17 protein-coding genes and 2 pseudogenes are annotated in these 20,433 nt (G+C 68.9%); 6 read left to right on the top strand and 13 right to left on the bottom strand.

Annotated elements, in window-relative coordinates; translation table 11 throughout:
- The first annotated feature begins 8 nt into the window (after positions 1–8).
- From kdpA to MID12_RS14145, 3 genes are read left to right on the top strand one after another with little or no spacing between them, the layout of a single operon-like run.
- On the top strand, positions 9–1,673 hold the full coding sequence (kdpA, locus tag MID12_RS14155) for a potassium-transporting ATPase subunit KdpA (RefSeq protein ID WP_040250636.1): 1,665 nt from the start codon (positions 9–11) through the stop codon (positions 1,671–1,673).
- Positions 1,670–3,778 carry a potassium-transporting ATPase subunit KdpB gene (gene kdpB / locus MID12_RS14150; RefSeq protein WP_263167510.1) on the top strand — a complete coding sequence of 703 codons (2,109 nt, stop codon included), beginning with the start codon at positions 1,670–1,672 and terminating at the stop codon, positions 3,776–3,778. Before kdpA ends, kdpB begins: the two co-directional genes overlap by 4 nt.
- A gap of 6 nt (positions 3,779–3,784) precedes the next feature.
- Positions 3,785–4,477, top strand: a complete 693-nt coding sequence (locus tag MID12_RS14145; protein ID WP_263167507.1) for a potassium-transporting ATPase subunit C — start codon at positions 3,785–3,787, stop codon at positions 4,475–4,477.
- A 95-nt stretch (positions 4,478–4,572) separates the two neighbouring features.
- Here MID12_RS14145 and MID12_RS14140 read toward each other — a convergent pair whose 3' ends face one another.
- The 6 genes and pseudogenes from MID12_RS14140 to MID12_RS14115 form a co-directional block, all read right to left on the bottom strand.
- Complete coding sequence (locus tag MID12_RS14140) at positions 4,573–5,301, bottom strand: hypothetical protein (RefSeq protein WP_263167505.1); 729 nt, start codon at positions 5,299–5,301, stop codon at positions 4,573–4,575.
- Between the two features lie 123 nt (positions 5,302–5,424).
- Positions 5,425–6,591 (bottom strand): ABC transporter ATP-binding protein, encoded by a 1,167-nt coding sequence (locus MID12_RS14135; protein ID WP_263173141.1) that lies wholly within the window; start codon positions 6,589–6,591, stop codon positions 5,425–5,427.
- A 122-nt stretch (positions 6,592–6,713) separates the two neighbouring features.
- Positions 6,714–7,589, bottom strand: a complete 876-nt coding sequence (gene modB / locus MID12_RS14130) for a molybdate ABC transporter permease subunit (protein WP_263167503.1) — start codon at positions 7,587–7,589, stop codon at positions 6,714–6,716.
- Positions 7,586–8,404 (bottom strand): molybdate ABC transporter substrate-binding protein, encoded by an 819-nt coding sequence (modA, locus tag MID12_RS14125; RefSeq protein ID WP_263167501.1) that lies wholly within the window; start codon positions 8,402–8,404, stop codon positions 7,586–7,588. The genes modB and modA overlap by 4 nt, the downstream gene beginning before the upstream one ends.
- Positions 8,405–9,193: 789 nt before the next feature.
- The gene (locus tag MID12_RS14120; protein WP_040250628.1) at positions 9,194–9,955 is read right to left on the bottom strand and encodes a polysaccharide deacetylase family protein; all 762 of its coding nucleotides are present in this window, start codon (positions 9,953–9,955) and stop codon (positions 9,194–9,196) included.
- Between the two features lie 719 nt (positions 9,956–10,674).
- Positions 10,675–11,166 (bottom strand): annotated as a pseudogene (locus tag MID12_RS14115) (aminoglycoside phosphotransferase family protein); the annotation flags it as partial.
- Positions 11,167–11,732: 566 nt separating this feature from the next.
- Here MID12_RS14115 and MID12_RS14110 point away from each other — a divergent pair.
- A complete protein-coding gene (locus tag MID12_RS14110; RefSeq protein ID WP_263167494.1) occupies positions 11,733–12,287 on the top strand; it encodes a GNAT family N-acetyltransferase in 555 nt (184 codons plus the stop codon).
- A gap of 22 nt (positions 12,288–12,309) precedes the next feature.
- Here MID12_RS14110 and MID12_RS14105 read toward each other — a convergent pair.
- A pseudogene (locus MID12_RS14105) lies at positions 12,310–12,495 on the bottom strand (transposase family protein); the annotation flags it as partial.
- A 264-nt stretch (positions 12,496–12,759) separates the two neighbouring features.
- On the opposite strand from MID12_RS14105, the gene MID12_RS14100 reads away from it, so the two are divergent.
- Positions 12,760–13,965: a hypothetical protein gene (locus tag MID12_RS14100; protein WP_263167492.1), complete on the top strand. Its 1,206-nt coding sequence runs from the start codon at positions 12,760–12,762 to the stop codon at positions 13,963–13,965.
- An 80-nt stretch (positions 13,966–14,045) separates the two neighbouring features.
- Here MID12_RS14100 and MID12_RS14095 read toward each other — a convergent pair whose 3' ends face one another.
- The 6 genes from MID12_RS14095 to MID12_RS14070 form a co-directional block, all read right to left on the bottom strand.
- Positions 14,046–14,789, bottom strand: a complete 744-nt coding sequence (locus MID12_RS14095) for a hypothetical protein (RefSeq protein WP_263167489.1) — start codon at positions 14,787–14,789, stop codon at positions 14,046–14,048.
- On the bottom strand, positions 14,774–15,613 hold the full coding sequence (locus MID12_RS14090) for a hypothetical protein (RefSeq protein WP_263167485.1): 840 nt from the start codon (positions 15,611–15,613) through the stop codon (positions 14,774–14,776). Before MID12_RS14090 ends, MID12_RS14095 begins: the two co-directional genes overlap by 16 nt.
- A gap of 652 nt (positions 15,614–16,265) precedes the next feature.
- The gene (locus MID12_RS14085) at positions 16,266–16,646 is read right to left on the bottom strand and encodes an ArsR/SmtB family transcription factor (protein WP_168538362.1); all 381 of its coding nucleotides are present in this window, start codon (positions 16,644–16,646) and stop codon (positions 16,266–16,268) included.
- Between the two features lie 108 nt (positions 16,647–16,754).
- Positions 16,755–17,981 (bottom strand): MFS transporter, encoded by a 1,227-nt coding sequence (locus MID12_RS14080; protein ID WP_263167481.1) that lies wholly within the window; start codon positions 17,979–17,981, stop codon positions 16,755–16,757.
- Positions 17,982–17,988: 7 nt separating this feature from the next.
- Positions 17,989–18,447: an ArsI/CadI family heavy metal resistance metalloenzyme gene (locus MID12_RS14075; RefSeq protein WP_040250590.1), complete on the bottom strand. Its 459-nt coding sequence runs from the start codon at positions 18,445–18,447 to the stop codon at positions 17,989–17,991.
- Between the two features lie 58 nt (positions 18,448–18,505).
- Entirely contained in the window at positions 18,506–19,900 is a 1,395-nt protein-coding gene (locus tag MID12_RS14070; RefSeq protein WP_263167478.1) for an NAD(P)-binding domain-containing protein, read from the bottom strand.
- A gap of 151 nt (positions 19,901–20,051) precedes the next feature.
- Between MID12_RS14070 and MID12_RS14065 the strand changes: the two genes are divergently transcribed.
- Positions 20,052–20,411: an ArsR/SmtB family transcription factor gene (locus MID12_RS14065; RefSeq protein WP_168538356.1), complete on the top strand. Its 360-nt coding sequence runs from the start codon at positions 20,052–20,054 to the stop codon at positions 20,409–20,411.
- The last annotated feature ends 22 nt before the right edge of the window (positions 20,412–20,433 follow it).

Genomic DNA, 20,433 nt, shown 5'->3' with positions numbered 1-20,433 from the left:
GTGCCGCCATGAGTCCCCAGATCGCTGGTGTGCTCCAGCTGCTCGCCCTGGTCGCCGCGCTCGCGCTCGCCTACCGTCCGCTCGGCGACTACATGGCCACGGTCTACTCCTCCGAGAAGCACTACCGGCCGGAGAAGTGGATATACCGGGCCATCGGCGCCCATCCGGCCGCCGAGATGCGGTGGCCCGCCTATCTGCGCGGCTTGCTCGCCTTCTCGGCGGTGAGCGTCCTCTTCCTGTACCTGCTGCAGCGCCTCCAGGGCTCGCTGCCCGGATCGCTCGGCTTCTCCTCGATCGATCCCGACCAGGCCTTCAACACCGCCGCGTCCTTCGTCGCCAACACCAACTGGCAGTCGTACTACGGCGAACAGGCCATGGGCCACGTCGTGCAGACCGGCGGGCTCGCGGTGCAGAACTTCCTCTCCGCGGCGGTCGGCATGGCCGTGGCCGTGGCGCTGGTGCGCGGCTTCGCCCGGTCGCGTACCGGTGAACTCGGCAATTTCTGGGCCGACTTGGTGCGCGGCACGGTGCGCATCCTGATCCCGCTCTCGGTGGTCGGCGCGCTCGTGCTGGTCGCCTGCGGCGCCCTCCAGAACTTCGCCGGGATCCACGAGGTCGGCCAGTTCACCGGCGGCACCCAGGAGTGGAACGGCGGCGCGGTCGCCTCGCAGGAGGCCATCAAGGAGCTGGGCACCAACGGCGGCGGCTACTTCAACGCCAACTCCGCCCACCCCTTCGAGAACCCCAGCCCGCTCTCCAACCTCTTCCAGATCTTCCTCATCCTGGTGATCCCGTTCGCGCTCACCCGGACCTTCGGCCGGATGGTCGGCTCGCTGCGGCAGGGGTACGCGATCCTCGGCACGACGGCCGTCATCTGGCTCGGCTTCACGGCGCTGATGATGTGGACCGAATTCGCCCACCGGGGACCGGCGTTCGAGATCGCGGGCGGGGCGATGGAGGGCAAGGAGACCCGGTTCGGGATCGCCGGCTCCTCGCTCTTCGCCGTGGCCACGACGCTGACCTCGACCGGCGCGGTGAACTCCTTCCACTCCTCGTACACGGGCTTCGGCGGCGGCATCACGATGCTGGGCATGCAGCTCGGCGAGATCGCGCCCGGCGGTGTCGGCTCCGGCCTCTACGGCATGCTGATCATGGCGGTCATCGCAGTGTTCCTCGCCGGGCTCATGGTCGGCCGCACCCCGGAGTACCTGGGGAAGAAGATCGGCACCCGCCAGATCAAGCTCGCCGCCTGCTACCTCCTCGTCACCCCGGCCCTGGTGCTCGGCTTCACCGCCGCGGCCCTGGCGCTGCCCACCCCCGGCAACTCGATGACCAACTCCGGGGCACACGGCTTCTCCGAGATCCTGTACGCCTACACCTCCGGCGCCAACAACAACGGCTCCGCCTTCGCCGGGCTCGACGCCGACACGCAGTGGTTCAACACCACCCTCGGCATCGCGATGCTGCTCGGCCGCTTCCTGCCGATCGTCTTCGTCCTGGCCCTCGCGGGCTCGCTCGCCGAGCAGAAGCCGGTGCCCACGACCGCGGGCACGCTGCGCACCGACAAGCCGCTCTACGCGGGGCTGCTCGTCGGCACCATCCTCCTCATCACCGGACTCACCTACTTCCCGGCCCTGGCGCTGGGCCCGCTTGCCGAAGGGCTCGCCTCATGAGCACCGCCACTCCCACCCGCGCCCCTCACGACGACATGCCGCCCACCGGTGGCCGAGGGGCAGCCACCCCTGTCGGCAGCGGACTCTTCGACCCGAAGCAGCTGCTGGCGTCCTTCCCGGACGCACTGCGCAAGCTCGACCCGCGCGTGATGATCAAGTCGCCGGTGATGTGCGTCGTCCTGGTCGGCTCGGTGGTCACCACCGTGCTGGCGCTCGCCGATCCCACCGACTGGTTCGGCTGGGCGATCACCGGCTGGCTCTGGCTGACCACCGTCTTCGCCAACCTCGCCGAGGCGGTCGCCGAGGGCCGCGGCAAGGCCCAGGCCGACACCCTGCGCAAGGCCAGGACCGGCGCCGTCGCCCGCCGGATCACCGGTACGAAGGAGGAGCGGGTCGCCGGGACGGAGCTGCGCATCGGGGACCTGGTGGTCTGCGAGGCCGGGGACATCATCCCCGGCGACGGCGATGTGGTCGACGGCGTCGCCTCGGTCGACGAATCCGCGATCACCGGCGAATCGGCCCCGGTCATCCGGGAGTCGGGCGGCGACCGCAGCGCGGTGACCGGCGGGACGAAGGTGCTCTCCGACCGCGTCGTCGTCAAGATCACGACGAAGCCCGGCGAGACCTTCATCGACCGCATGATCAGCCTGGTGGAGGGCGCCGCCCGGCAGAAGACCCCCAACGAGATCGCCCTGAACATCCTGCTCGCCTCCCTGACGATCGTCTTCCTGCTGGCCGTGGTCACCCTGAAGCCCTTCGCGGTCTACGCGGGCGCCGACGACCAGACCTCCCTGATCGTGCTGACCGCGCTCCTGGTCTGCCTGATCCCGACCACCATCGGGGCGCTGCTCTCCGCGATCGGCATCGCCGGCATGGACCGCCTCGTCCAGCGCAATGTCCTGGCCATGTCCGGCCGCGCGGTGGAGGCGGCCGGGGATGTGTCGACGCTGCTGCTCGACAAGACCGGCACCATCACCCTGGGCAACCGCCAGGCCGCCGCGTTCCTGCCGGTCGAGGGCGTACCGGAGGAGATGCTCGCGGACGCCGCGCAGCTGTCCTCGCTCGCCGACGAGACCCCCGAGGGCCGGTCCGTCGTGGTCCTGGCCAAGGAGAAGTACGGGCTGCGGGAACGGGACCGGGGCGAGCTGGACGGCGCCGCGTGGGTGGCCTTCACCGCGCAGACCCGGATGTCGGGCGTCGACCTGGACGGACGCGGCATCCGCAAGGGCGCGGCCGGTTCCGTACTGGCGTGGGTGGAGGAGCGGGGCGGAAGCGTCGCCGCGGACGCCCGGGCGCTCACCGAGCGGATCTCCGGGGCCGGCGGCACGCCGCTGCTGGTGGCCGTGGAGGACGCCGCGGGCGCGCGGGTCCTCGGGGTGATCCACCTCAAGGACGTGGTGAAGGAGGGGATGCGGGAGCGGTTCGACGAGCTGCGCCGCATGGGCATCCGTACGGTCATGATCACCGGTGACAACCCGCTGACCGCGAAGGCCATCGCCGAGGAGGCCGGGGTCGACGACTTCCTCGCCGAGGCGACCCCCGAGGACAAGATGGCCCTCATCAAGCGGGAGCAGGCCGGGGGCAAGCTCGTCGCGATGACCGGTGACGGCACCAACGACGCACCCGCCCTCGCCCAGGCCGATGTCGGCGTCGCGATGAACACCGGCACCTCCGCCGCCAAGGAGGCCGGGAACATGGTCGACCTCGACTCCAACCCCACCAAGCTCATCGAGATCGTCGAGATCGGCAAGCAACTCCTCATCACCCGAGGGGCGTTGACCACCTTCTCGATCGCCAACGACGTCGCCAAGTACTTCGCGATCATCCCCGCCATGTTCGCGGTGGCGTACCCGTCGCTGGACAGGCTCAACATCATGGGCCTCGCCTCGCCGGAGTCCGCCATCCTCTCGGCGGTGATCTTCAACGCGCTGATCATCGTCGCCCTGGTGCCGCTGGCCCTCCGGGGCGTGCGCTACCGGCCCGCCGGTGCCGACCGGATGCTGCGCCGCAACCTCGGCCTCTACGGAGTCGGCGGCCTGCTCGCCCCGTTCGCCGGCATCAAGCTCATCGACCTGCTCCTCACCCTCCTCCCCGGAATCGGCTGATCCGCCATGACGCACCTCCCCGTCGGCAGCACCGCACGCCTGATCGGAGCCGGGCTGCGCGCCTTGCTCGTCCTCACCCTCGTCTGCGGGGTGGTCTACCCGCTCGCGGTGACCGGCATCGCCCAGGCCCTCTTCGACGACAAGGCCGACGGCTCCGAGATCAGGGACAGGAGCGGGCAGGTCGTCGGCTCCTCCCTCATCGGCCAGCGGTACGACCTCCCGCTGAAGAAGGGCCAGGAGACGCCCGACCCGGACCTGAGGTGGTTCCAGCCGCGCCCCTCCAACGGCCTCGGCACCAACAGCGTCAACACCGAGCACTCCCTGATCCTCTCCGGCGCCACCAACCGCTCCGGCGACAACGCGGAGCTGATCCGGTGGGTCCAGGACGCCAAGGCGGCCGTGGTCGAGGACAACTCCACCGCCACCCACCGGGTGAAGCCCGCGGACGTGCCGCCCGACGCCGTCACCTCGTCCGGCTCCGGCCTCGACCCGGGCATCTCACCCGCGTACGCCGCACTGCAGGTCCACCGCGTCGCCGAGCGGAACGGCCTCGACGTCGAGGAGGTCGAGGACCTCGTCGCCGAGCACACCACCGGCCGGCTCCTCGGCTTCCTGGGCGAACCCCAGGTCAACGTCCTGGAGCTGAACACCGCCCTCAGGGACCTGATCCGGGACCCTGGCGGACCGGGCCGGTCCTGATCCGGGGCACAGGCGGACCGGGCCGGTGACACCCGGTGACACCCGGAGACACCCGGTGAGACCCGCAGAGGCCCGGAGAGCGCGGACCGGGCCGCTCAGCCGTAGGAGTGCGGCGAGCTGTACAGGGTCTCCGGGCTGTCGGGTACGAAGGTGTACTGCACGGGGTCGTGGCGGCGGTGGCGGCCCGCCCGGACGTCCATGTACGCCGGTGTCCTGGGCGTCAGTTGGCCCTCCGCGGCAAGCTTCTGGGCGCGCAGCAGCAACTCCTTCGCGTCCAGGCCGAGTTCCTCCGCGACGATCTGAAGGTCGAGTCCGGACTGCCAGCTCCACAGCAGTACGGAATCCATCCCCTCCGTCCATGTCGTCGCGGCCGGGGCCGCGGCCTCCCTCGCGACCGGGTGGGCGTACGGTTCGGCCTCCGCCCGCGGATGGGGCACATGGGCTCGCGCGGCCTCCGCCGGTGCCTCCCCCGCGGGATCCGGGTCCGGTGCGAGCGGCTGCGGGGGCGCGTCGGCCGGCGGCGGGGGCACCTCGGCCGGCGGGGGAGTCACTGCCGCGAGCTGCTTGAGCAGGGCGTCGGCGACGACCCGGGCGTCCTCCCTGCCGACCGTGCGACGTGCCACCCGCACCTCGCGCTCGTTCAGGCCCATCAGACTCGCCACGGCGGCGTCGCTGCCGACGGTCACGGCGAAGGCGGCCAGCGTCCTCGTCCGGCTGGCCAGCGCCTCGTCCATCACCGCCTGCGCCTGGCGCACCCGGTCGTCGGTTCCGCAGAACGCCTCGGCCAGCAGCAGGTTGCGTTCCCAAAGTTCACGTGGCTCCACATCGGGCCAACGTTTCTTCACCGTCCTCGACACCGCCTCCCGGAACTATCACCCGAGCGGCCTATCCGACGGCTCCGGGCGCAGGCCTGGAGCCCTTCGGCCGCTCCCGCTCCGATCCCGTCCTCAGGCGGGATACGCGTGCGTCTGGGCTGCCTTGACCGCCGCCCAGACCACGGCCCCGGGGCGCAGGTCGAGTTCGGCCGCGGCGATCGTGGTGAGGTCGGCGGCCAGCGGGAGTCCGCCGGTGAGGGCGACCCGGATCTGGTCGCCGTGGGTCTCCAGGCCCGCCACCTCGCAGCGCCACAGGTTGCGGGCGCTGGAGCCGCCGGGGCGCTCCTGGTGGAGGGTGACCGCGCTCGGCGGGAAGGCGACGAAGACCGGGCCGAGGAGGTCCTCCGTCGTCGTGACCTCCGGTCCGCCGTCGAGGCGGACGGTGTGCCCCTCGGCCTCTCCCCGGTAGAGGTTGAGGCCGACCAGGTGGGCGATGTAGTCGGTGCGCGGGTGGCGGGCGATGTCGGCGGGGGTGCCTCGCTGGACGACCTGTCCGTCCTCGACGACGACGAGGTGGTCGGCGAGGACCATGGCGTCGAGCGGGTCGTGCGTGACGAGGACGGCGACCGCCTCGAACTCGGCCAGATGGCGCCGGAGCCGGGCGCGGACATCGAGGCGGGTACGGGCGTCCAGGGCGGCGAGCGGTTCGTCGAGGAGCAGCAGGCGGGGGCGGGTGGCCAGGGCCCGGGCGAGCGCCACACGCTGGGCCTGGCCGCCGGAGAGGCGGCGGGGCTTGGCGGACCCGTGCTCGGACAGCCCCATGCGCGCCAGCCATGCGGCGGCCTCGGCGCGGGCCTGGGTCCTGCTCGCGCCGAGGCAGCGGGGTCCGAAGGCCACGTTGTCCAGGGCGGAGAGGTGCGGGAAGAGCAGATAGTCCTGGAAGACCACCCCGACCGGTCGGGACTCCGTCGGCGTACGGTCCAACTCCGCGCCGTCCAGGCGCAGATGGCCGCCGGTCAGGGGGACGAGCCCGGCCATCGCGCGCAGGGCGGTGGTCTTGCCGGCGCCGTTGGGGCCGAGCAGGGCGAGGACATCGCCGGGTGCGGCGGCCAGCGACACGTCCAGCCGGAAGGCACCGCGCTCGACCACGAGGTGGGCGTCCAGGCCTTCCGGTGCCTCTGGTCCCTCCGGCGCCTCCGGTCCCTCCGGCGCCTCCGGTCCCTCCGACCCCTCCGGCGCCTCTGGTGCCGGGTCGGGTGTGCCCGTGGGGCCGGACGCCTTCTTCTCCCTGCCGCCCATGCGGCGGTCCTTGTCGCTCACGCGGCGTTCCTTGTCGCCCATGAGGCGGTCCTTGTCGCTCATCAGGGGATCGTCACCGGTCATGAGCAGGTCGTCATCGGTCATGATCGGGTCGTCGTCGGTCATGAGGTGGTCATCCAGCGATCGCGCAGACCCGCCAGGACCGCGACGGACACCGCGAGCAGCACCAGGCTGAGCGAGATCGCGGCGGCCGGGTCGCTCTGCAGGGCGAGGTACACCGCGAGCGGCATCGTCTGCGTACGGCCGGGGAAGTTGCCCGCGAAGGTGATCGTCGCGCCGAACTCGCCGAGTGCCCGTGCCCACGCGAGCACGGCGCCCGCGGCGACACCGGGGGCGATCAGCGGCAGGGTGACCCGGCGGAAGGCGGTGAAGCGGGAGGCGCCGAGGGTGGCGGCGGCCTCCTCGTAGCGCGGGTCCGCGGCCCGCAGGGTGCCCTCGACGCTGATGACGAGGAACGGCATGGCCACGAACGCCTCGGCCACGATCACCCCCGTTGTGGTGAACGGCAGCGTCACCCCGAACCAGTCGTCCAGCCACTTCCCGACGACGCCGTTGCGGCCGAGCGCCATCAGCAGCGCCACACCCCCGACCACCGGGGGCAGGACGAGCGGCAGGGTGACCAGCGCCCGTACCAGGCCGCGTCCCCGGAATTCGACCCGGGCCAGCAGCCAGGCCAGGGGCACGCCGACCACCAGACTCACCGCGGTGGCCGCCGTCGCGCACAGCAGGGACAACTGCAGGGCCTGCCACACCTCGTGGCTGGTCAGCTGGTCCGGCAGGCTGCGCCAGGGGGCGCGGATCAGCAGGGCGAGCAGCGGCAGGATCAGGAACACCAGCCCCACCAGGGCGGGCAGGAGCAGGGGCAGCGGCACCCCCCGGCGGGCACCGGTGCGCCCACGACCCCGGACGCGGCCGCGCCGTGGCCCGCCCTTCACGGGGCCGGCCCCGGCGGCGGACTCGCCTCGCGGGGAACTCACGGCTTGAGGAACCCGGCCCCGGTCAGCACCTTCTGCCCCTCGGCGGACCGCACCAGCGCGATGAACGCCTTGGCGGACGCGGTGTTCCGCGCGTCCTTGAGCAGGGTGATCGGGTAGTCGTTGATGGCATCGGCCGACTCGGGGAAGTCGACGCCCTCCACCTTGTCGCCCGCGGCCTTCACATCCGTCTTGTAGACGACGGCGGCGTCGGCCTCCTTCAGCTCGACCTTGGTCAGCGCGGCCTTCACGTCCTGCTCGTACGAGACCGGCGTGAGCTTCAACTTGCTGGCGTCCAGGGCCTTCTGCGCGGCCGCGCCGCACGGCACCTCCTTGTCGCACAGGACGACCTTCAGACCGGAGCCCGTCAGATCCTTCAAGGAGTCGATCTTGTCGGGGTTGCCCGGCAGGGTGGCGATCTCCAGCTGGTTGCGGACGAAGGTGGCGGGCGTGCCGGAGGCGGCGTCCCCCGCGTCGGTGACGATCTTCATCGTCTTGGGGCTGGCGGCGGCGAACACGTCGGCCGGGGCCCCGCCGGTGATGCCCGCGGCCAGCGAGTCGCTGCCACCGAAGCTGAAGGTCACCTTCGTACCCGGGTGCTCCCGCTCGAACTGCTTGCCCAGCTTCTCGAAGCTCTCCTTCAGCGAGGCGGCGGCGAAGACGGTCACCGTGCCGGACAGCTTGTCCGAGGAGGAGTCGGATCCGGCCGACGAGGAGTCCGAGGAGGAGTCGTCGGAGGAGGAGCAGGCGCTCAGGACCAGCAGCGCGGCGGTCGCCGCCCCGGTCACCTGCAGGGTCCGGAGCACGGAACGGGTCATCACGGGGCTACTCCCTCTGTTCCCGCGAACCCTCGCGGAAACCTGTCTGCGGTCTTTTGTCTGCGGTGTCTTGTGCGTGATGCCTTATGCGTGATGCCTTGTGCGCGTTGCCTTGTGTGCGGTGTCTTCTCTGCGGTCTCTCGACCACTCGGCTACGGTCGTTCGGCCACTCGACCACGTGGCCACGGTCTTTCGAGCCTTCGAGCCTTCGACGAGCACGCCGGTCGACTTGCGCACGGCAACCGCCGGAACCCCTGGCGCCGGTTCCAGTTCCTCAGCCGACCCGCGCTGACCAGGGGCACCCCTCGATACGGTCCGGCCTGGATCCCCACCTGCGCGGACACCTCCCCGAGGGTCGTATCGGTGCCGGTGCCGGTGCCGGTGCCGGTGCCGGTGCCGGTGTGGCGGTCGCGGGTCGAGGAGGCGGTGGCCCCCCTCCGTACGGTGCAACCGGCGTGCGCGGGCCGCGAGTTCCGGCCCGGAGAGGATCCGGCGGCCCTGCGCGTTTCCGCTCGGCGTGAGGCGCCCGCCCCCGATCAGGCGCCTCACGGGTCCGTACTGACGCCGAGCAAAGCGGCGGCCTCCCCGAGTCGGTAGGTGTGCATCCCGCAGATAATACTGCCGCAGATGCCAGGCGAAAGTCCCCTGGCTCATCGCATGAGCCGGTCCCGTGACGGACGCGGCTGGTATGTGCGTTTCTACGGGAAGCGGGTGCGGTTGCGGGTGTAGGTGCGGGGGCGGGTGCAGGGGAGGGGAAGGCCGTCTGCGAGCTGGCGGCCCGGCCCGGCGTCACCGCACCGGGAACCCGAAGGTGTACCCCTGCTGCTTGAGCCACGGAAGGGCCTCGCGGAGGGCGGCGACGGTCTGGGAGCGGTCGCCGCCCGCATCGTGGAAGAGGAGGGTGGGACCGTTGGTCACCTCTTCCTTGACGGTGCTGACGATGGCCTCGGCGCCCGGCTTCTCGAAGTCCTTGGTGTCGACGTTCCAACCGAGCGGACGCATCCCGCGGGAGGCCGCGAGCTTGCGGCTGTAGGGGGTGAAGGCGCCGCCCGGAGCGCGGTAATAGAGGGGGCGGACGCCGCCCGAGGCGCGGGTGATGGACTTCTCGGCCTGGAGTATCTGCTCGGACTGGTAGGACTCGGGCTTGCCGTCCATCGCGGTGTCGTGCAGCACGCTGTGGTCGCACAGCCGGTGCCCGGCGGCCACCACGGCCTTGACCAGGTCGGGGTGGGCCTCGGCCTGCGGGCCCACCATGCAGAAGACGGCCTTGACGCCGTTGTCGGCGAGCACCTGGAGGACCTCGGGCGTCCACCGGGGGTCGGGCCCGTCGTCAATGGTGATGTTGACGCCCTTGGGGCCCTTGTCGGAGGCATGCGCGATCTCGGGCGACACGGCGGCCGGGCTCTTCGGGGTCGCGGCCGGGGGACGCTTCTCGGCGCCGCCGGGGTCGGCCTGCGCGGTCCACAGGCTGGCGGCTGCCGTGAGCGCCGCCACCACGGTCCCGCCGATGAGGATCCGCCCGTGCCCGGCCCGCCTGCTGCGCTTCGCCATGTCCGTCCCGCCTCCTGTCCGAGGGTGTGCACTGGGCAGGACGGCGAAGCGGGGACGGAGGCTCCCGCTGTTACACGGCGAGGACGATTCCCCTGGGCCGCCGTGACAGCTGGGGGTGTTACGGGGCTTTTGTTCTCCCTTCGCGTTTGCTGCCAGGCAGGGAATCGACACCACTGTTCCCCACACCCCACTCCCCAGCCCCCAACCCGCCTACGACGTAAGCGGATTCCGGGAAGGACCAGCACCGTGACGCAGACGCGCGCGGGAGGCGGCGGGCATGCTGGACCGGAGCGTTCGGAAGGCTCGCCGTTCCGTGGCGCGGAAGCCGGATGGCCGGGCATCGGCGCGGATTCGGCACGAGGCGATGAGACGGGATCGGACAGCAAGAAGGCCCGGGTCTATGACCTGGGCCCTTGTCGTGTGTCGTGGAGCGGGTGACGAGAATCGAACTCGCGCTCTCAGCTTGGGAAGCGACGGCGCTTGGGTAAGCTCTAGGGCTCTGATCAGCGCAGCTGCCTGATCCATGGAGTGGTCGGATGGGCCTGAACGCGCCGCTGTTGACCGCTGTTTTTCGCCCTCATGGGCACGCTATGGGCACGCTGTTCCAGAGAGGGACGCTTGGCATGCCCCGTAGCCCCGCCAGGCTCGCGAGAAGGGCTGCGCTAGGGTGTGCGGCGATGCAGCATTTGCGGCAGCACATGTACGCCCTAGCGTGCGGCTCACGTCCGGGATCTCAGCACGTCAACCTCACAGCCTGGCGCGAAGGGGTCGAAGTTGTGCTCGATCAGCCAGCGAACTGCCAGCAGATTTCGCAACGACCACCACGCGTGAATCATGTCGAGGTCGATGTCGGTGCCATAGCCGGCGACGACGCCGGTGACCTCGTCGCCGTCTAAGAAGACGCGCGCGATCTGTAGGTCGCCGTGTGTGAACGCCGGAGCCCACGGCCGAAGCGCGGCCTTGGCGACCTGGTGGTTGCCGGCGACCAGGTCAGCGGGCAGCACACCTTTCGTCACGAGCAACTTGCACTCGTCGTTGAGTGCCGCCGCCAGCGCGACGATGCTCCGGCCCAGCCCGGCCGACCTGGGCGGCATGGGCGCTTCGTGCAGCTTCCGGATGCCGGCGCCTGCCGCGGCCCACGCCGCTGGTGATCCGGTCGACGGCCCACCGAGACGCCCGTCGTCTCCGGGCGCTGGACCTGGCGGCGATCGTAGAGCGCACCCCCCTCAGGTGCGCGTCCGCCTTGTCGTGCACGAGTTCAAGCGACTTGGACGCGGCAACCCGCGAGTTGGTCAACACCGCTGAGTAGTTGCGCTGGCAGGGCTTTCACCTGGATCTGCTGACCGGTCGCCCCAGGGCGTGCACGACACGAGCGGCCACGGCGCCGCCCTGTTCGTGTTCTTCGCGGGCGTGGTCAAGTCGGAGCGAGACTACATCCGGGGCAAGACCTTTGGAGGGCCGGGCATCCACTCGGGAGCGCGGACGGCACGGCGGGGGACCGGAGACCTTGGACGCCGACCTGGTGGCCATGGCCGGGACCTATACGCGTGGTACGTCCCTGCGGACGACATCCGTCGCAAGCTGATCACCCCCCGGGGAAACGGCCGGATAGCACTCCTCCCGCACCACGGAGTACCGAACCCTGGCCCTGGTGCTCCGTCAGCGAGGGGACGCCGAAGGAGGAGCAGCGCACCCGTAGAGCTGCGCCTGGGCGTCTCGGTTGCTGGCCCGGCCGGAGAGGGGGACAGTGGCCGAGTGCGCCCTACTGTTGTGCCGCATGAGCACCGATGCGGCGATATCAGAGGCCAACACCGACGCCAAAAGGGCCGAAGTGCAGGATCTATTCAGCAGGACCTTCCAGGGCATCGCGCCCAACGCCCTCCCGGCTGTGAAAGACGATCGCCTGTACGCGCCGCTGGTGCTGCGTTACCACGACATTGAGACCGGCCAACTGGCGGGCGCCGCACTGACCTGCCGGTCACAGGTGGCTGTCGGCATGACGATGATGCAACGGCTGGAGTACGCACCTGTCCTGGACCGGCACAGCGAACTTGACCTCATGGCTGTGGCCCCAGCCTTCCGGGGACGGGGTATCGGGAGCGCGCTGGTCCGTGAAGTGGAGGATCGGCTGAAGGAGCGAGGCGTACGAATCTGGTTCGGCAACGCCACCCGCGATCTTGAAACCGCGCGGCTCCGCGAGTTCTATGCCCGGCATGGCTTCACCGTTCTCCCGGACGGCCAGCCGCTGCCCGACCTGCTGGGCCGGTCGTGGGTGCTCCCGACCGCGGAACAGCCCGCATTCTTCTTCTACAAGCAGATTAAGAAGAGCTGAGGCTGTGGACTGGATCTCGCCCTTCGTGAGACCGGCCCGGCAGAGCGGGTGAGAGCCAGAGCAGCTGGCCGTCCGGATCGGTGACCACCTGGACCTTCACTCCGTGCCGGCGGTGCTTGCGGGAGTAGTCCGCGCGTGAGTCGCTGACCCGGTCGCACTCGGCGAGGGGGCCGTCCAGCAGGACGAAGTCGGGGTCGTCCTCGTGCAGGGCATGGACACTCAGGGCCATGTGAACCTCATGCAGGACGCTTCGCTCCAGAATGCTGAGGCCTGCGAAAGTGGCAGTGACGTCGACTTGCTGCACGCGCTCCTGACGACCACTCAGCGATGTCACTGGTGTGCCGTACTGTCTGCCCACCGGAGACTCCTGCCGGTGCACGTCGGCAGTTTCGTGCACGAAACTCCGTACCGCATCGTTCCGTTCGTCGGTACCTGGCGAACACGCGTACTTGTCAGAGCGAGGTGAGGCGCAGTGCAAGAACCCGCACCTGTCATCGTCTACCAATCCAGCTTTGCCGCTTTCGTACGGACGTTGGATCCTGGGCTGCTCGAGACGCTGCGAATCACCGAATCTGCTGTGCTCGTGATGGAGGCTTTCGTCTCGCTGTGCGAGGCGCTGACCAACGACAGCGACCCGCGGCCGTGGCAGGAGCGGGTCGAGGACTGCTTTTCGGAAGTTGCGGAAGAGCGGCTGAAGGAAATATTCCAAGCCTTTGTTGATGAATGCGAGGGTGAGCAGCTGCAACGTTGGGTAGAGCGATTCAATAATCAGAGCTACAGCAGCTTCGTTGAGCGCCTTCTGGGTTCGGCAACCCATAAACGCTTCATTGACTCCTTGAAGCGAGACGGTGCTGTGGTCGCGCTGGCCGTTCGACGTGGAGTGCGTGCACTCACGCCTTTCGTTGTGGCGTGGAATGACGCCGTCAAAATTTCTTCACAGAATCAACTCAAAGGTGTCCAGCCAGCCAACATTCTTACGGTGAACGCCGTCGAAATGCTGGTGGCTCTCGACGATTTCCTCGGAGAGAGAGTCCTCGCAGCTCTTCCTATGCAGGTGACAAGTGCGAAGAATTCTGACCTTGCAACGCTCGCCCCAGAAGGCGTAGACCACCTAGTGGCGAACTTTCGTTCCATGGTGGCGGAGGCTTCGGTCAAGCGCGTAGAGCGTAGGAACTCCCCGCTCGTGAGGAAAATTCGAGGCGCCCGAGACGCTCTTCGATTCTCGGAGGACGGCGTTTCGCAGGCTGCCAACTCTCTTATCGAATTGCTTGATCGCATCATGAGGGAAAGTGTCAAGCCTGCGCAAGTTTTGGCCTGGGTGGATGCCAATCTTCCCGGTGCGGAAGATTTGACGCATGAGGTGCAAGGGCAAAGACGTCCGACCAAGCGCGCCGAAGCCCTATGCTTTGTTTATGGTGGTGACCCCATCGCGCCGCGCGAAGCTAGCGAGAACGATGATGGTCAAGGTCCCGACTTTATCCACGACGTGATCGCTATTGCGTTGGTTTCTATTCGGAACCAGTTGCAGAAGATGAAGCACGCTGATCACGGTACGCCCGAGGAGAAGAGCCAACTTTTGGGCGTCCTCGCGGCGCTGGAAGGGGCCCTTATGTTGGGTCTCACTATTGGTGGCCTGTCAGCTGAACCGGAAGCTTCAGAAGAGCTGCCTGCAGCGTAGTTGCCTTGAAGGGCGAATAGCGGTTCCTCCGTCTCACCACATAGGACACGGTCCAAGTGACTGTGTCCCATGTTGGGGTTTCACCATGGCCTCTTCCAGCGGTCCGGGTCGAAAGGGCCCATTTCCAAGTCGCGCATGGACTGGAACCGCCGCGACGTTGCCATGTGCCACTGGCCAAGGATGGAGATTGTGACCAGCGCGCCAGCGGTACAAACCGCGACGGTCGTGAGCACCTCGCCTTGCAGGTACACCCACACCCCGATGCCGATGACTGCAAAGAGCCACCCTCTCAGCCACACGAAGTAACGGTAGGCACGGGCGAAAGCGAGCTGATGGACGGCCAATACCTCCAGCGCAACGCCCCAGCGCCAGCTCTCAGTAACCGCCAACCACCCGAGCAAGGAGAAAGAGCCGAGAAAGAAAAAGATGAAGAAAAACAACCTCGCCAGGAAGTTTAGCATCGCCCTTTGTTTCATGACGCTCTTGGGCTGGGGGCCCTTCTTCGGCCATAGCGGGTAGGTTGGGGAAAACCTGATCGGATGGAAAATAGCGGGCTTTGCCTCCTCCTCGTCGGTGGTGGAGTTGTAGATGGTGACTTCGTACCCCCCGCGCTTTTGGAGTGCATCGGGCTTTCGCCAGCGGAAGATCGCAGTCGGTGGTATCGCGTTCAGGTAGTTGAAGATAATGGCCGCTCCTCGCACTTCACGAGGATTGCCCTGACTGACGAGGAATAGCCCTAATGTGCCATAGGATATGATCTTTGCTGTGAGCCAGAGGGCACTGAGTAAGAGGTCGGGTGAAGTGTCCATCAGCTGAGCAGCCACCCGATCACGTCCAGTGGGTCTGTCGGGTTGAACGCGTTGCTCGGGTCGACGGGCAGGTTCGCGATCACGTCGACGATGATGCGGGCGGCCTGTGTGTCACGATCTCCCACGGCTTCCGCCAGTGCGGCACCGCCTGCGATGGCGAGCACCCACGCAGCGACCCTCTTGCCTTCCCGTCGTCCGACCGGCGGCGCGGGCAGACCACTCGCGATGGCAATCGCGGTCAACAGTGCACCGCCGCGGTGAGGATCGGCTAGGTCGTCGAAGAGTGTGGCCATCGCCGAGGAGAACGATTTGTTGGCCACGGCGCGCGCAAAAGCCTCAGCTCTGGGCCTGCGCTCGGCTCGCGATCTTTCCACGAGCGCTGCCAGCCGGGGCGAGGTGATCTGCGCCAGCTCGCCCTGCCAGCCCATCGGCAGATTCTCGGCGGTGACCACGGGCCATAGCGCGAAAACAATCAGATCGAGGAGGATCTGCTCGGGGAGCGGCTCGTCTGGCGGCGTGCAGGGCCTGGCGAGGTAGCTGATGATGCCGACGACAATGATGCGCCGGATTGTGTCCTTGCGTCGTTCGCTGTCGGGACCTGCGTCGTCCAGACCGGCACGTACGAGATTGATTGGCTCGAGGTGTGTAACGCCTCCTCGGTCGCCTGTGTCCTCGACCATCGCGAAATAGTCCGCCTTGATGCGGTCGATCCATAACCGCAGCGCGGGTAAGTCAAGCGGTCGTCGCTCGTCCCCGTAGTGATAGTGGATCTGACCGGTGAACGCGCCAGCTTGCACCACCGGGCCGAAGACGGTGCCCTGAGTGATCTGATTGCTCACTACCTCGGGCTTCGGGGCTGCCTCGTCGCCACCACCCATACCTCACCCCCTGACGCGGGCTCAAGCTCATTGAGGGTAGCCAGTGAGTAGACTTCGGCGGAACCCGAAGACCAAAAACCGGCCCAGCGTGCGGCACTGCCAGCTGAATTCGGGACGGCGGCCACGCAGACCAGGGACGCTGTGTTGCCACTCGACACAACGAGATCGTCACCATCTACCGAGCCGTCTTCCACCATCTCGGCATTTCCACCCGCCCCACCACAAAGACCACGGTCTTACGAAGCTTCAGTGGACTTGGAGGTGTACCGCCGGCTCGACCACTTGCCAGAGTGGTCGAAGAGGCGTTCTTGTCGCCGGGGGCGTGCTCCCACTCCGCCTCCGCGTCAACGGCCGCGAAGCGAGCGCGGGTCCCACGCCGGGCCCGCAGCATGCCCTGTCGTTCGGCCGTCCTTGAGGATTCCTCCACCGCAGTCCAGCCCTCGGCTTCCCGACCAGCGGTCAGTTGCAACTATCGCAGGGCGCGGCCGAGATGGAGAACGGGCGCGGTCTGCGCGCTCGGTTGAGGGACACCGCCACTGGCTGAGGCGCTCGGCGCTCTCCGAGTGCGACCACGCGTCTGCGCCATCTCACCGGATCTGGCGAGCGCCCGTGCTCAGTCGCCCGGAGCCCGCGGTGCCGGATCCAGGATCGAGCGGATCCGTTGCAGCCCCTCGTGGTTGACGGAGAACCAGGCCCAGGTGCCGCGCCGTTCGCGGTCCAGGAGCCCGGCCTCGGTCATGATCTTCAGGTGGTGGCTGAGCGTGGACTGACGCAGCCCCAAGGCGTCTGCCAGGTCGCACACGCAGGCTTCGCCGTCGGGGGCCTGCTCCAGCAACCGGAACAACTGCAGCCGGGTGGGGTCGGCGATGGTCCGCAGCATCGCCGACAGCTGTTCGGCTTCGGCACGCTCAAGGGGCTTGCAGTCCAACCCCGGCCCGCACGAGCCCCCTTCGAGGAACCCGTCCTCCGACGTCTGCAGATCTATGACAGCCACCCGTCGACCATAGACGCCCTGTGATCACTTTGGCACGGCCGAAAGTGGCCGGACTGTGAATTCGGAGGATGCCGTGCGGCTCTGGGGAGGGCGCCGGCCCGGATGTCGTCAGGCCATCCGATCGGTCGGTGTGGTGCGCCAGGCGACGAGAGCGGCGACGGCCGAGGCCAGCGCGAGGACGGCGAACAGCTGGGGATAGCCGCCGAGAGGGACGGCCAGGGCGGTTCCGGCGAACGGGGCGAGCGCGGAGGCGGTGGTCGTGGGGGCGGCGAGGAGCCCTGAGAGGCGTCCGTAATGGCGAGTGCCCCACCGGTCGGTGATGGCGGTGGCCTGCAGCAGGGTCAGGTTGCCGCGGATGGTTCCGGCGACGACGGCGAGGAGCGCCAACAGCGGGTAGGGGCCGGGGAACAGCGCGAAGGCCCCGGTGGCTGTTCCTCCCAGACCGATGAGGACGCTGGCGCGCAGGGCGGGTGACGTACGTCGGGCCAGGGCGGCGTACAGGGTGCGGCCGAGGGTCTGTCCGGCTCCGCCCAGTCCCAGAGCCCAGGCGGCCTGGGTCGCGGTGTAACCGCGGTCGAGCAGGAGAGGGACGAGGGTGACGACCACGGCGTACATCGCGAACGCCGACAGCGTGAGGGCGACGGCCAGGAGCAGGAACGGACGGCTCCTGGCGAGGGAGGCCGCACCGGTGTCGGCGCCGGACGCCGGTGGAACAGGGGCGGGCGGCCAGGGACCGCGCAGGGCGAAGGCGTGGGCGGGCACGGTCAAGGCGGCCAAGGCGACCGCGAGGATCAGGTAGGTGTGGCGCCAGCCGAAATGACCACTCAGCTGGGCGGTCAGCGGAGCGAAGACCGTGGAGGCCAGTCCACCGGCGAGGGTGACGACGGTCAGGGCGCGTACGTGATCGGGAGCCCACCAGCGGGTGAGGGCGGCGAACGCGGGCTGGTAGAAGGTGGAGGCCATGGAGAGACCCGCGAGCAGCCATCCGGTGGTGAACAGCAGCAGGTTGGGCGCGGTGGCGATCACGATCAGGCTCGCCACGCCGATGACGGAGCCGGTGGTCATGACCGCCCGGGGGCCACGGGCGTCCAGGACGCGGCCGATGCGGATGCCGGCCAGGGCGGAGACCAGCAGGGCCGCGGAGAACGCGGCAGTGGTCTTGGCCGGGCTCCAGCCGGTGGCATCGGTGATCGGCGGGTTGAGGACGGGGAAGGCGTAGTAGACGACGCCCCAGCTGGTGATCTGGGTCAGGCACAGGGCCGGCAGGGCGGCGCGTGGCCGCGCGGGCTGATCGAGCGCGGCCGGTGCGGGGGAGGCCGCCGAGAGGTCGCCCATGTGCCGGTCAGCAGCAGTCGGTCGCGTCGGGCCGCGGCGCCGGTCGTACGTCGTCCGCAGGCTGGCAGCAGGCGCTGTCGGCCTGCTTGACCAGGGAGTCGGCGTCCGCCTTGACCACGTACACCTCCCACGGCTCGTGCCCGGGGCCGTGCACCCAGACCTTGTCCTGGAGGGCATAGCAGCAGGTGGTGTCCTTCTCCTCGGTGGTGGTCAGTCCCGCCTCCGCGAGCCGGTCGGCGGCTTCCTGAACCTCTTCGGCGGTCGCGACCTCGACGCCGAGGTGGTCCAGGCGGGTCGCCTCGCCCGCTGTTCCTTCGATGAGTACGAGCTTCAGCGGGGGCTCGGCGATGGCGAAGTTGGCGTAGCCGTCACGGCGCTTGACCGGCCTGGTGTCGAAGAGCTTGCTGTAGAAGACGATCGCGGCTTGCAAGTCCGGTACGCGCAGGGCGAGTTGCATGCGGGACATGGGGTGTTCCTCCTGATGGTTTCGACGGGTACCGGCGGCTGTGGTACTCCGGTGGGTGTCAGGCGCCGCAGCAACTGCCGGAGGCGGCGGCCGTGTCGGGGGTGCCGGTGGTGATCCGGACCGGTACCGGAGCGGAGGTGGCACAGCAGCCTGCCGCACCGGTCTCCGGGGGGTCGGCGGTGTCGAACAGTCCGGAGCCGCCGCATACCCCGGTCTCCGGGAGTACCAGCTCCACGTGGTCGGCTGCGTCCGTGTCGCCGGCCAGGGCGGCCGCCACGGAGCGGACCTGTTCGTAGCCGGTCATCGCCAGAAAGGTGGGCGCACGTCCGTAGCTCTTCATGCCGACCAGGTAGAGGCCGGACTCGGGGTGGGACAGCTCCCGGTGGCCGTGCGGGTAGACGGTGCCGCAGGAGTGCTGGTTGGGGTCGATCAGCGGGGCGAGCGCGACCGGTGCCTCCAGGCGTTCGTCCAGGCGCAGGCGTACCTCGGACAGGGGCGACAGATCCGGGCGGAACCCGGTCAGGACGATGATCTCGTCCACCGGCGGCAGGCGTCGGCCGTCTTCGGCCACCAGGATCAGCCGCCCGTCGGTGTCGCGCTCGACTGCTTCCGTACGGAAACCGGTGACCGCCTCGGCGTGCCCGTCGCGGACGGCCGCCTTCGCCGCCAGGCCGAGTGCGCCGCGTGCGGGAAGTTCGTCTGCTTCCCCGCCGCCGAAGGTGGCATCGGAGAGGCCGCGGCGCAGCACCCACACCGTCTTCGTCTCCATGCCGTCCTGGGAGTGTGCGAGATCGGCCAGGGACGCGAGCGCGGTGAAAGCCGAGGAGCCGGAGCCGAGGACCGCGGTCCGTTTCCCCGCGTAGCGGGTACGCATCGCCGGGTCCCTGAGGTCGGGGACGCGGTAGGTGAGGCGATCGGCCGCTGAGCGCTCACCGAGAGCGGGCAGGCCGCTACCACCGGCGGGAGAGGGCAGGGACCAGGTACCGGAGGCATCGATCACGGCGGTGGCGAGGATCCGTTCCTCGCGGCCGTCGCCGCGCTGGACGTGCACCACGAACGGCTGGGTGTCGCGGTCGGCGTCCACGATCCGGTCGCGTCCCGCTCTGGAGACGCCGGTGACCCGGGCGCCGTAGCGGACCCGCTCGCCGAGCGCGTCGGCGAGCGGCCGCAGGTACTGCTCGACCCAGTCGCCGCCGCTCGGATACGTGCTGGCGTCGGGCTTGCTCCAGCCCGTGGCGGCGAGGAGCTTCTCGGCGGTGGGATCGACGACTTCGCTCCAGGTGGAGAAGAGGCGCACATGTGCCCATTCGTGTACCGCGGTACCTGCGGCGGGGCCTGCTTCGAGGACGAGGGGGGTGATCCCGCGCTCGGCGAGGTGGGCTGCGGCTGCCAGCCCGATCGGTCCGGCACCGATGACCACCACGGGCGGAACAGGTGCAGTCGGCGTGCTCACAGCGGCTCCTCGATTCGATGTCTGTCGATACCGCCCAGCATGGCCCCCGAATCGACATGCGTCAACATAGACAAGTGTCGAATCTGCTGGGGGTGTCGAAGAGGGTGTCCCGGCGCTTGGCAAATGATTCGATGACTGTCAACATAGAGGTATGTCTAATCTGGCTCTGGGGTACGACGTCGGTCGTGCTGCCGCAGCTGTGTGCTGCCGGCCGCTCGGGGAGAAGGAGCTGTCCGCTGCCGACTCGGAGAGGATCGCCGCCATGTTCAAGGCGCTGTCCGATCCCGTTCGGCTGCGGTTGTTCTCGAAGATCGCCGCCCAGCCCGCCCGAGAGGCGTGTGTCTGTGACATCCAGGACGTCGGAGTCTCCCAGCCCACGGTCAGCCATCATCTGCGGAAGCTGCGAGAAGCAGGCCTGCTCGAATCAGAGCGTCGCGCCAGCTGGGTGTACTACCGCGTTACACCCGGCGCTCTGTCCGTTCTGGCGGGCTTGTTGTCGCAGGCCGCCTGAACTGTTCCGTACAAGCCGCTGC

It is taken from the genome of Streptomyces sp. SCSIO ZS0520 (genome assembly GCF_025643355.1).
Lineage (GTDB): Bacteria > Actinomycetota > Actinomycetes > Streptomycetales > Streptomycetaceae > Streptomyces > Streptomyces physcomitrii.
Note: the sequence above shows the minus strand (reverse complement) of the source record. Positions and strands in the feature narration are given on the sequence as shown.

Excerpts from the sequence above, each read along its gene's own strand:
- kdpA (WP_040250636.1), top strand. The coding sequence starts at position 9 with ATGAGTCCCCAGATCGCTGGTGTGCTCCAGCTGCTCGCCCTGGTCGCC.
- MID12_RS14120 (WP_040250628.1), bottom strand. The coding sequence starts at position 9,955 with ATGGCGAAGCGCAGCAGGCGGGCCGGGCACGGGCGGATCCTCATCGGC.
- MID12_RS14065 (WP_168538356.1), top strand. The coding sequence starts at position 20,052 with ATGTCTAATCTGGCTCTGGGGTACGACGTCGGTCGTGCTGCCGCAGCT.
- MID12_RS14110 (WP_263167494.1), top strand. The coding sequence starts at position 11,733 with ATGAGCACCGATGCGGCGATATCAGAGGCCAACACCGACGCCAAAAGG.
- MID12_RS14135 (WP_263173141.1), bottom strand. The coding sequence starts at position 6,591 with ATGGGCGGCAGGGAGAAGAAGGCGTCCGGCCCCACGGGCACACCCGAC.
- MID12_RS14075 (WP_040250590.1), bottom strand. The coding sequence starts at position 18,447 with ATGTCCCGCATGCAACTCGCCCTGCGCGTACCGGACTTGCAAGCCGCG.
- MID12_RS14145 (WP_263167507.1), top strand. The coding sequence starts at position 3,785 with ATGACGCACCTCCCCGTCGGCAGCACCGCACGCCTGATCGGAGCCGGG.
- MID12_RS14080 (WP_263167481.1), bottom strand. The coding sequence starts at position 17,981 with ATGGGCGACCTCTCGGCGGCCTCCCCCGCACCGGCCGCGCTCGATCAG.
- kdpB (WP_263167510.1), top strand. The coding sequence starts at position 1,670 with ATGAGCACCGCCACTCCCACCCGCGCCCCTCACGACGACATGCCGCCC.
- modA (WP_263167501.1), bottom strand. The coding sequence starts at position 8,404 with ATGACCCGTTCCGTGCTCCGGACCCTGCAGGTGACCGGGGCGGCGACC.